General features: G+C 55.5%; 10 protein-coding genes. 3 read left to right on the top strand and 7 right to left on the bottom strand.

The features are described 5' to 3' along the window. From SK58_RS23100 to mdtD, 3 genes are all read left to right on the top strand, one after another. Positions 1-189 (top strand): hypothetical protein (locus tag SK58_RS23100; RefSeq protein WP_219810758.1); only part of this gene is annotated, 189 nt, incomplete at its 5' end. Between the two features lie 398 nt (positions 190-587). Further along, complete coding sequence (locus tag SK58_RS02165; RefSeq protein ID WP_045349586.1) at positions 588-1,295, top strand: FadR/GntR family transcriptional regulator; 708 nt, start codon at positions 588-590, stop codon at positions 1,293-1,295. Beyond that, the gene (gene mdtD / locus SK58_RS02160; RefSeq protein ID WP_048219301.1) at positions 1,292-2,725 is read left to right on the top strand and encodes a multidrug transporter subunit MdtD; all 1,434 of its coding nucleotides are present in this window, start codon (positions 1,292-1,294) and stop codon (positions 2,723-2,725) included. The genes SK58_RS02165 and mdtD overlap by 4 nt, the downstream gene beginning before the upstream one ends. On the opposite strand, the gene rbsR is transcribed toward mdtD, so the two are convergent. The 7 genes from rbsR to kup form a co-directional block, all read right to left on the bottom strand. Beyond that, the gene (gene rbsR / locus SK58_RS02155) at positions 2,691-3,683 is read right to left on the bottom strand and encodes a ribose operon transcriptional repressor RbsR (protein ID WP_074147639.1); all 993 of its coding nucleotides are present in this window, start codon (positions 3,681-3,683) and stop codon (positions 2,691-2,693) included. The genes mdtD and rbsR overlap by 35 nt on opposite strands. 3 nt (positions 3,684-3,686) lie before the next feature. Next, positions 3,687-4,616 (bottom strand): ribokinase, encoded by a 930-nt coding sequence (gene rbsK, locus SK58_RS02150; RefSeq protein ID WP_015570155.1) that lies wholly within the window; start codon positions 4,614-4,616, stop codon positions 3,687-3,689. Between the two features lie 108 nt (positions 4,617-4,724). Further along, complete coding sequence (rbsB, locus tag SK58_RS02145) at positions 4,725-5,615, bottom strand: ribose ABC transporter substrate-binding protein RbsB (protein ID WP_003862397.1); 891 nt, start codon at positions 5,613-5,615, stop codon at positions 4,725-4,727. Positions 5,616-5,642: 27 nt separating this feature from the next. Next, positions 5,643-6,608 carry a ribose ABC transporter permease gene (gene rbsC, locus SK58_RS02140; RefSeq protein ID WP_003862395.1) on the bottom strand — a complete coding sequence of 322 codons (966 nt, stop codon included), beginning with the start codon at positions 6,606-6,608 and terminating at the stop codon, positions 5,643-5,645. Positions 6,609-6,612: 4 nt separating this feature from the next. Next, the gene (rbsA, locus tag SK58_RS02135) at positions 6,613-8,118 is read right to left on the bottom strand and encodes a ribose ABC transporter ATP-binding protein RbsA (protein WP_015570154.1); all 1,506 of its coding nucleotides are present in this window, start codon (positions 8,116-8,118) and stop codon (positions 6,613-6,615) included. Positions 8,119-8,125: 7 nt separating this feature from the next. Then, the gene (gene rbsD / locus SK58_RS02130) at positions 8,126-8,545 is read right to left on the bottom strand and encodes a D-ribose pyranase (RefSeq protein WP_003862392.1); all 420 of its coding nucleotides are present in this window, start codon (positions 8,543-8,545) and stop codon (positions 8,126-8,128) included. 214 nt (positions 8,546-8,759) lie between these two features. Then, a complete protein-coding gene (gene kup / locus SK58_RS02125; protein WP_006808744.1) occupies positions 8,760-10,628 on the bottom strand; it encodes a low affinity potassium transporter Kup in 1,869 nt (622 codons plus the stop codon). Positions 10,629-10,662: the final 34 nt, after the last annotated feature.

Below are 10,662 nucleotides of genomic sequence, written 5' to 3'. Positions count from 1 at the left end.
GTTTCCCAGACATTACTCACCCGTCCGCCACTCGTCAGCGAAGCAGCAAGCTGCTTCCTGTTACCGTTCGACTTGCATGTGTTAGGCCTGCCGCCAGCGTTCAATCTGAGCCATGATCAAACTCTTCAATTTAAAAGTTTGATGCTCAATGAATTAAACTTCGTAATGAATTACGTGTTCACTCGTTGAGACTTGGTATTCATTTAGTGTCCGAAGACATTAAGAATCCATGTCACTTTGAGTGCCCACACAGATTGTCTGATAAATTGTTAAAGAGCAGTGCCGCTTCGTTTTCGCTGCGGCGCGGGGTGTGCATATTACGCTTTCCCGCTTCAGAGTCAAGCGTTTGTTTTGCTTTTCTCTGCTGACCCGGCGGCTTGCGTGCCGTTGTTCCGTGTCAGTGGAGGCGCATTATAGGGAGTTCTTCTGAAGTGACAAGAGGAAATTTAAAAAAAGTTTCTGACCGTGTTTTTTTTCACCAAAAGCGATGAGTTCAAGCTACAAATTGTTCTATTTGATGTATCTGCAACCACAATCACACCTGAGATGGCATAATTAACCGCATCAATATTTAAGGAATAAAAGCGATGCCATTAAGCGCACAACAGCTGGCAGCTCAAAAAAACCTGTCCTATGTGCTGGCAGAGAAACTGGCGCAGCTGATCTTAGCGGGTAAATATGCTCCAGGTAGCATCCTGCCCAGCGAGATGGAGCTGGGAGATCAGTTTGGCGTTAGCCGTACCGCCGTTCGCGAAGCGGTAAAAACATTAACGGCGAAAGGGATGGTGCTTCCACGCCCGCGCATTGGCACCCGCGTTATGCCTCAGGGAAACTGGAACTTTCTCGATCAGGAGTTACTCACCTGGTGGATGACCGAAGATAACTTTAATCAGGTCGTCGATCACTTTCTGGTCATGCGCAGCAGTCTTGAGCCTCAGGCCTGCCTGCTTGCCGCCACGCTCGGCACAGCCGAGCAAAAAGCGCAGCTCAATACTTTGATGGAAGAGATGGTGGATCTGAAAAAGCACTTTAACCGCGAGCGCTGGATAGCGGTCGATATGGCCTGGCATGAACATATCTATAATATGAGCGGAAATCCTTTCCTGACCTCCTTTGCTTCTTTATTCCATTCTGTGTACCACACTTACTTTACCTCTATCACGCAGGATGAGGTGGTGAAGCTGGATCTGCATCAGGCGATAGTCGATGCCATTCAGGAGAGCGACGGGCAGCGAGCCCTGAGTGCGTGCCAGGCGTTGCTGGTCGCGCCAACCCACCAGCAGGTAAATAAATGACAGAGAAAAAAGCACGCAGTATGGCCGGACTGCCGTGGATTGCAGCCATGGCGTTCTTTATGCAGGCACTGGATGCCACTATCCTCAATACCGCCCTTCCCGCCATAGCCCAAAGCCTTAACCGCTCCCCGCTGGCGATGCAATCCGCCATCATCAGCTACACCCTGACAGTGGCGATGCTTATTCCGGTCAGCGGCTGGCTGGCCGATCGTTTCGGCACACGCAAAGTGTTCATGCTGGCGGTGACGCTGTTCACGCTCGGTTCTCTGGCTTGCGCCCTCTCCACCTCTCTGACGGAACTGGTTATCTTCCGCGTTCTACAGGGGATAGGCGGCGCGATGATGATGCCCGTCGCGCGTCTGGCGTTATTACGCGCCTATCCGCGCAGCGAACTGCTCCCGGTGCTCAACTTTGTGACTATGCCGGGGCTGGTCGGCCCGATACTTGGCCCGGTTCTCGGCGGCGTACTGGTGACCTGGGCTAGCTGGCACTGGATCTTCCTGATTAATATTCCGATTGGTGTGGCAGGGCTGATTTATGCCCGCAAATATATGCCGAACTTCACCACGCCAAGACGCAGCTTCGATATGGGTGGTTTCTTCCTGTTTGGCCTGAGCCTGGTCCTGTTCTCCAGCGGGATGGAGCTGTTTGGCGAGAAAATCGTAGCGACGTGGCTGGCGCTGGCCGTCATCCTCAGCGGTATTCTGCTGTTCCTTCTATATATACGTCATGCGCGTCGCCATCCGACACCGCTTATCTCTTTATCTCTGTTTAACACCCGAACGTTCTCCGTCGGGATCGCGGGCAATATTGCCTCGCGTCTGGGCACGGGCTGCGTACCGTTCCTGATGCCGCTGATGCTCCAGGTCGGTTTCGGCTATCCGGCCCTGATTGCTGGCTGCATGATGGCGCCCACGGCGATGGGCTCGATTCTGGCAAAATCGACGGTCACGCAGGTGCTGCGCTGGTTTGGCTATCGTAAGACGCTGGTTGGCGTGACGATCTTTATCGGATTGATGATTGCGCAGTTCTCCCTGCAATCTGCGGCGTTACCAATCTGGATGCTGATCCTGCCGCTGTTTGTGCTGGGTATGGCCATGTCGACGCAGTTTACGTCGATGAACACCATCACCCTTGCGGACCTCACCGACGAGAATGCCAGCAGCGGCAACAGCGTACTGGCGGTCACTCAACAGCTGTCGATCAGCCTCGGGGTTGCCGTGAGCGCGGCGGTACTGCGGTTTTATGAAGGGTTTGACGGTACAAATACCGTTGAGCAGTTCCACTATACCTTTATCACTATGGGCGCGCTTACCGTGGTATCGGCGGTGGTCTTTATGTTGTTAAAACCAAAAGACGGCCGGAACCTGATTAAAGAGCGTCACAAAGAGAAGGCTAAACCGAACCGCGTTTCATCAGAACAGGAGTAAGCTGCAAACGTTGCTGTTGCAGCGTGGGCTGGGCCATGCGGTGGATCAACACATCGATGGCCAGCTCGCCCAGTTCATCCTTCGGCTGATGGATGGTGGTCAGTGGGGGCGTCATGTAGCGCGCCAGTTCGATATCATCGTAACCGACGATCGCCATGTCGTCCGGAACACGTAATCCCGCCTGATACAGCGCCTGATAAGCTCCGAATGCCATCGCATCGTTACCGATAAACACCGCCTGCGGACGCGGCTCTTGCGCCAGCAGTTTCTGCATTGCTTCAAATCCACCGTTAAATTCGAAATCGCCGGTGATGCGATAGCCATCAGGAATGGCAAGCCCCGCCCGTTCCATGGCCGAAAGATAGCCTTCCAGACGCAGGCGCGCCGGGGTTTTATCCAGCGGGCCGGTAATACAGGCAATGCGGGTATGACCTTTATCGATCAGATGCTGAGTCGCCATATCGCCGCCCAGCAGCGAGTTATCCTGGATCAGATCGCTGGTGCCGTCGAACGGCGCCCAGTCCATCATCACCGTGGGAATAGAAGGGTAACGCTGGATGATCTCTTTCGAAGGTTGATGCGTTTCGGTACAGAGCAGCAGCAGCCCGTCGACGCGTTTTTGCATCAGCGTTTCCAGGTTACGGTTCATGCGCTGCTCATCGCCTTCGGTATTGCACAGCACCAGGCTGTAGCCGCGCTCGAAGCAGCTGCGCTCCACGCCGCGCACCAGTTCAGAATAAAAAGGGTTGGTACTGGCCGTGATCAGCATGCCGATGGTGCGCGTCTGGTTGAGCTTCAGGCTGCGGGCCAGCGCAGACGGCGCATAGTTGAGTTCTTTAATTGCAGCGTCAACTTTCTCCCGAATCGCCTCGCTGACGAAGCGATCGTTATTGATTACGTGGGAGACAGTCGAGGTAGAAACGCCCGCCATACGGGCGACATCTTTCATTGTGGCCAAGCGTTACCCCTGCTGACTTAAGAATTCATCAATCTCTTTACGCCATGGAACAGAAGGCTGAGCGCCTTTACGCGTCACCGCAATCGCAGCGGCGGCATGCGCGAAGCGGATCGCGTCATCCATTGCTTTTCCTTCCAGCAGCGCCGTTACCAGTGCACCGTTGAAGGTGTCTCCTGCGGCGATGGTATCAATGGCTTTGACCTTAAAGCCCGGTACGCGACGGCCTTCGCCATTGACGCTAGCCCACACCCCACGGCTGCCGAGGGTGATGATTACGGTGCCGATGCCTTTTTCATGCAGTGCAAGCGCGGCACGCGCGGCATCGTCATCATTTTCGACACGGATACCCGTCAGCTTTTCCGCTTCGGTTTCGTTCGGGGTGATGATATCCACCAGCGCCAGCAGCTCATCTGATAATACACGGGCAGGCGCAGGGTTAAGTACGACAGACGTATGATTTTCATGCGCAATTTTCGCGGCGGCCAGCACGCTTTCAACCGGTGACTCCAGCTGCATCAGCAGGGCTTCCGCTCCGGCGATGATTCCACGCTGCGCTTCGACGCGTTCAGTCGTTAACGCGGCATTAGCCCCTGCATGAATACCGATGACATTCTCACCTTCCGCATTGACGAAAATCAGCGCCACGCCGGTAGATTCCCCTGCAACCACGCTGACGGGTGCAATGTCGATGTTGTCGCTTGCCAGCTGTTTGCGTACGCGCTCGCCGGTATCGTCATCACCCGTACAGGCGATAAACGCGATATTCGCCCCGCTGCGTCCGGCGGCAACCGCCTGGTTTGCGCCCTTACCGCCGAACGCCACCTGATACTGATTGCCAGTGACGGTTTCGCCCGGAGTGGGGAACGTTTCAAGGTTAAGAATGTGATCGGCATTGATACTGCCAAGGACGACGAGGTTGCCTGCGGTTTTCATGTATTGAGGTGTCCATCTGAGAGCGCCACCGGTATTACCCGGTGGCGTATGCCACACTTTTCTTTTATTTGGTGTCCCTCAGGCAGCCAGCGACTGCCTGAATCGCCTTTACTGCTTAATGACCAGTTTCAGGTCAACAGGATATTTGGCCTGAACTTTTTCGCCCTTCAGCACTTTATCGGCAGTTTGCACGCCAGTCGCGCCAATCTGCTCAGGCAGCTGAGCGATGGTCGCAGCCAGTTTGCCATCATTTACTGCTTTTTCACCATCCGGCGTGCCGTCAAATCCGACAACCATCACATCTGATTTACCCGCAGTCTGGAGCGCACGCAGCGCGCCCAGCGCCATTTCGTCGTTCTGTGCGAATACCGCCTGCACATCAGGATGCGCGGTCAGCAGGTTCTGCATGACGTTCAGGCCCTTTGTACGGTCGAAGTCTGCCGGCTGGCTCGCCAGCACGTTGAATTTGTGCGCCGCTACAGCCTGCTGGAAGCCTTCACCACGTTCACGGGCTGCGGAAGTCCCGGCGATACCCTGCAACTCGATCACTTTCGCGCCTTCACCTGCTTTCTTCGCGATGTAGTCACCGGCGATTTTACCGCCCAGTACGTTATCAGACGCAATGTGGCTGACCACATCCCCTTTCGTTGCCTGACGGTCAAGGGTGATGACCGGGATCTTCGCCTGGTTTGCCATCTTCACGGCGTTACCGACCGCGTCGGAATCGGTTGGGTTGATCAGCAGGATTTTGGTACCACGAACGGTTAAGTCCTGAACGTTAGCCAGCTCTTTCGCCGGGTTGTTCTGAGAATCCAGCACCACCAGGTTGTAGCCCAGTTTATCTGCTTCTTTCTGCGCGCCATCCTTCAGGGAGACGAAGAACGGGTTGTTCAGGGTAGAGACAACCAGCGCGATGGTGTCCTTCGCCATGGCGTTAGCACTTACGGTTGCGCTCAGCGCGACAGCAGAAACCAGGGTAGCCAGTTTTTTCATGTTCATATCTAAGATGTCCTGTAGTGTCGTCAGTTACTGTTTTTTGTTGTCTACCAGTACCGCCAGCAAAATCACCACTGCCTTAACGATCATCTGGTAATAGGAGGAAACACCTAACAAATTCAAACCATTATTCAGGAAACCGAGGATCAGTGCGCCGATCAATGTCCCAACAATGCGACCTTTACCACCCGCAAGGCTCGTACCGCCCAGAACCACTGCCGCGATGGCATCCAGCTCATAGCCCGTACCCGCCGTTGGCTGCGCGGAGGAGAGGCGCGCCACTTCGATGATGCCCGCCAGAGACGCCAGCAGGCCGCACAGGGAGTAAACGATAATTTTGACTTTATTAACGCTGATACCGGACAGGCGCGTTGCCGCTTCGTTACCGCCCAGCGCATAGATATAACGACCCAGACGGGTATGGTGCAGCATGTACCATGCCGCCAGGAAGACGATAGCCATGATCCAGACCGGGGTCGGGACACCCAGCGGGCGACCAATACCGAACCAGCCAAACAGATCGGCGTTATCGGTAAAACCGGTATTAATCGGGCTGCCGTTGGTGTACACCATGGTCACACCGCGCAGCAGCAGCATCATCACCAGCGTGGCGATGAACGCCTGAACGCGACCTTTCGCCACAATCACGCCGGTTACGGCGCCAATTGCCGCACCTGCCGCCAGCGCAGCGGCAACGGCCACCAGCGCGTTGACCTCAATACCAACAATCGACGCGGCGATCGCGCCGGTGAGGGCCAGCAGGGAACCGACGGACAGATCGATACCCGAGGTCAAAATCACCAGCGTCATCCCCACCGCCATAATGGCGTTGACGGAGGTCTGCTGAAGAATGTTGAACAGGTTATTGACGGTAAAAAAGTTCGGGCTCATGGTCGAGACAATCGCGATCAGCACCAGCAGGGCAATCAGCGATTTTTGTTCCATCAGCCATGCCTTTGTGAAATAGCGGCGACCAGAAACAGCCTGGGTAGTCATCTTCTTACTCCTGATTCACGCGATTAAGCTTGCCCACAGCGGCAGCCATCAGAACTTCCTGGGTGGCCTGCTCGCGAGTGAATTCACCGCCGAGATGCCCTTCATGCATGACGATAATGCGATCGCTCATGCCTAATACCTCTGGCATCTCGGAAGAGACCAGAATGATGCTCAGACCGTCGGCCTTGAACTGGTTAATCAGCTGATAGATCTCTTTCTTCGCGCCCACGTCCACGCCGCGGGTGGGCTCATCCAGGATCAGCACTTTCGGGCGCGTCATCAGCCCGCGGGCAATCGCCACTTTCTGCTGATTCCCGCCGGACAACAGGCCAATCGCCTGCTCCATAGACGGGGTTTTAACGTTAAAGAGACGGATAAAATCGCTGACCGCCTGCTGCTCATCTTTGTGTTTCAGGCTGCCGCCGCTGCGGCTGAAATAGCCTAGCGCAGTCAGGGACATGTTCTCTTTCACCGACATGCCCAGCACTAAGCCGTCGCGCTTACGGTCTTCAGAAATATAGACAATGCCGTTCGCCAGGCCATCCTGAGGCGAGCGGGTGACCACCTCATGGCCGTCGAGGGTAACGTAGCCGCTGGTGCGCGGCAGTGCGCCATAGAGCACTTTCATCAGTTCGGTGCGCCCCGCGCCCATCAGGCCCGCGACGCCAAGGATCTCGCCCTTGCGCAGAGTAAAGGAGACGTCATTCACGCCCGGCCCGCAGAGATTATCCACCTTCAGGCGGATCTCTCCCGGCGCTTTCTCCAGATGCGGATACTGATCTTCAAGCTTACGTCCCACCATCATTTCAATCAGCGTATCTTCGGTCAGGGTTGCCACTTCGCGCTCGGCAATAAACTGCCCGTCGCGAAAGACGGTGACGTCGTCGCAGATCTCGAAGATCTCTTTCATGCGGTGTGAGATATAGACAATGCCGCGGCCCTGGGATTTCAGCTCACGGATCACGCGGAACAGGGATTCGGTTTCGGTATCGGTCAGGGCGTCGGTCGGTTCATCCATAATGATGACCTTCGACTCGAAGCTCAGCACCTTCGCGATTTCCACCATCTGCTGATCGCCGATGGAAAGGTCGCCCACCAGTCGGTCGCTCTTAAAGCGCAGATTCAGCTTCGCCAGCAGTTTGTCCGCTTCGGCATACATGGTTTTCCAGTCGATTTTGCCAAACCGGTTCACGAACTCACGGCCGAGGAAGATGTTCTCCGCAATGGTGAGCTGCGGGATCAGGTTCAACTCCTGGTGGATGATGCCGATGCCCGCTTCCTGAGAGGATTTCGGGCCGTTAAAGGTGGTCTCTTTACCCAGCCACAGCAGCGAACCGGCATCGCGTTGGTAGATACCGGTCAGCACTTTCATCATGGTGGATTTGCCGGCGCCGTTTTCGCCCACCAGCGCCATGACGCGCCCGGAATAGACGTTCAGCGCCGCACCGGAGAGGGCTTTTACGCCCGGGAACGACTTATCGATCCCTTTGAGTTGCAGTAATGCGTCCATGATGGCCTCAGAAGGTGACGCCAGCACAGAGAATGATATTCGCATACGGGGAGCACTCCCCGCTGCGAATCACCGCCTGACTGTCTGCGGTTTGTTGTTTGAACTGCTCGTGCGTTGTGTAACGAATTTCTATGGTGTTTCCCTGGTGCTGTTGCAGTTGCTCAATGTGGCTGAGCAACGTTTCGTGGAGTTGCGGATTATGTTGTTTGATTTCCGCCGCGAGAATGGCCGCCTCAACCTGCATCTCCGCGGTGACCACTTCCAGTACCTGCATGAACGAGGGTACGCCCTGCGTTAACGCCATATCGATACGGGTTGTGCTGCGCGGAACCGGTAAGCCTGCATCGCAAACCACCAGCGTATCGGTATGCCCAAGACGGGAAATCACCGATGAGATTTCTGAGTTGAGTACTGTGCCTTTCTTCATTTTTTGCTCCACTAGCGAAACGTTTCGCTAAAAACAGTGTAGCCGCAGAAGTGTTCAGAAAACCATCATGACGTAACGGATTTGTGATCAACGTCGAAACGTTTCGCTAAGTGAAATGCAATAGAGGAAAATTGCCCGGCGGCGCTACGCTTGCACGGGCCTACGGGTCTGGTAGGCCGGGTAAGCGCAGCGCCACCCGGCATATTCAGAAGGGTTAAATCTCGACCTGCGTCCCCAGCTCAATCACGCGGTTAGGCGGGATCTCAAACTGGTCAGGCGCACGCAGGGCGTTACGTTGCAGAATGAGATACAGCTTGCCGCGCAGGCGCAGATACCATGGGCGCTTGCCGATGATCAGCGACTCGTGGGACATAAAGAACGACGTCTCCATCATGCGGCAACTCAGGCCTTCCAGACCGCAGCGGTGGAACACCTCTTCCACGTTCGGCGTTTCGCGCCAGCCGTAGCTTGCCACCACGCGCCAGAAGGTTGGCGACAGCTGTTCAATCTGTACGCGACGCACGTTGTGAACGTACGGCGCATCTTCGGTACGCAGCGTCAGCAGGATCACGCGCTCGTGCAGCACTTTGTTGTGCTTGAGGTTATGCATCAGCGCAAACGGGATCACGTTCAGCGCGCGAGACATATACACCGCCGTGCCCGGCACGCGCACCGGTGGGGACTTCTCCAGCGAGGCGATCATCGCCTCAAGAGAGTTACCGTGCTCGTGCATACGACGCAGCAGGCGGAAACGTTCGCTCTTCCACGTCGTCATCACAATAAACATCACCAGACCCAGCGTCAGCGGCAGCCAGCCGCCGGAGACAATCTTGTCGAGGTTCGCAGAGAACAGCGGCACGTCGATGCAGAGGAAGCCAACCAGGATCAGCCCCACGAGGAACTTATTCCAGTGCCAGTTACGGTACGCCACGGTGGTGGAGAGAATAGAGGTCAACACCATCGTTCCGGTTACCGCGATACCGTACGCCGCCGCCAGATTACTGGAGTGCTCAAAGCTGACGATAACAATCACCACCGCGAAATAGAGCAGCCAGTTGACGAACGGAATGTAGATCTGGCCAGACTCCATCTCCGAGGTATGGATAATGCGCATTGGGGAGAGATAACCCAAACGCACGGCCTGACGCGTCAGGGAGAATACGCCGGAAATGACAGCCTGAGAGGCAATGACCGTCGCCAGCGTCGCCAGGATCAGCATCGGAACCAGCGCCCAGTCCGGCGCCAGCAGGAAGAACGGGTTTTTAATCGCTTCAGGGTGTGCAAGCAGCAGAGCGCCCTGACCGAAGTAATTCAGCACCAGTGAAGGCAAGACCACGCTAAACCAGGCGACGCGAATAGGGAGTTTCCCGAAGTGGCCCATATCCGCATACAGCGCTTCAACACCGGTAATGGACAGCACCACCGCGCCCAGCGCCACAAACGACACCACTTTATATTCAAGGAAGAAATGCACCGCCCACATTGGGTTCAGCGCGTGCAGGACATCCGGGTTGGCGATAATACTGCGTAAGCCCAGCGCCGCCAGGATCAGGAACCAGGCCAGCATAATAGGCGCGAACAGCTTACCCACCAGCCCGGTACCGTGTTTTTGTATGGCAAACAGCAACGTCAGCACGATAATAGCGAGTGGCACCACCCACGTATCAAGCTGTGGCGCGACAATCTCCAGCCCCTCTATGGCCGACATTACAGAAATCGCCGGCGTAATCACGACTTCTCCATAGAAGAAGCTGCCGCCAATCAGGCCGATGATGACCAGCACGGAGGTCATTCTTGCAGACGTATTGCGCCCGGCAAGGGACATCAGGGTCAGAATACCGCCCTCGCCCGCGTTATCAGCCCGCATTACGAAAGAGAGATACTTAAGGGAGACCACCAGGATCAGCAGCCAGAAGATGAGCGAGAGGAAACCAAATACGGCGTCACGCTCTACACCAAAACCAAACTGACCGGACAGACATTCACGAAGCGTATAAAGCGGGCTGGTGCCGATATCACCGTAGACAACCCCGATCGCCGCAAGCGTTACAGCGGGTAATGATTGCTTATTATCAGTGCTCATAGACTAGTCTTTTCGTTTGAATAACAAATGTGTG

The organism is Enterobacter sp. BIDMC93, from assembly GCF_001037805.1.
Taxonomy (GTDB): Bacteria; Pseudomonadota; Gammaproteobacteria; order Enterobacterales; family Enterobacteriaceae; genus Enterobacter; species Enterobacter hormaechei_C.
This window is presented reverse-complemented; position numbering and strand designations above follow the sequence as displayed.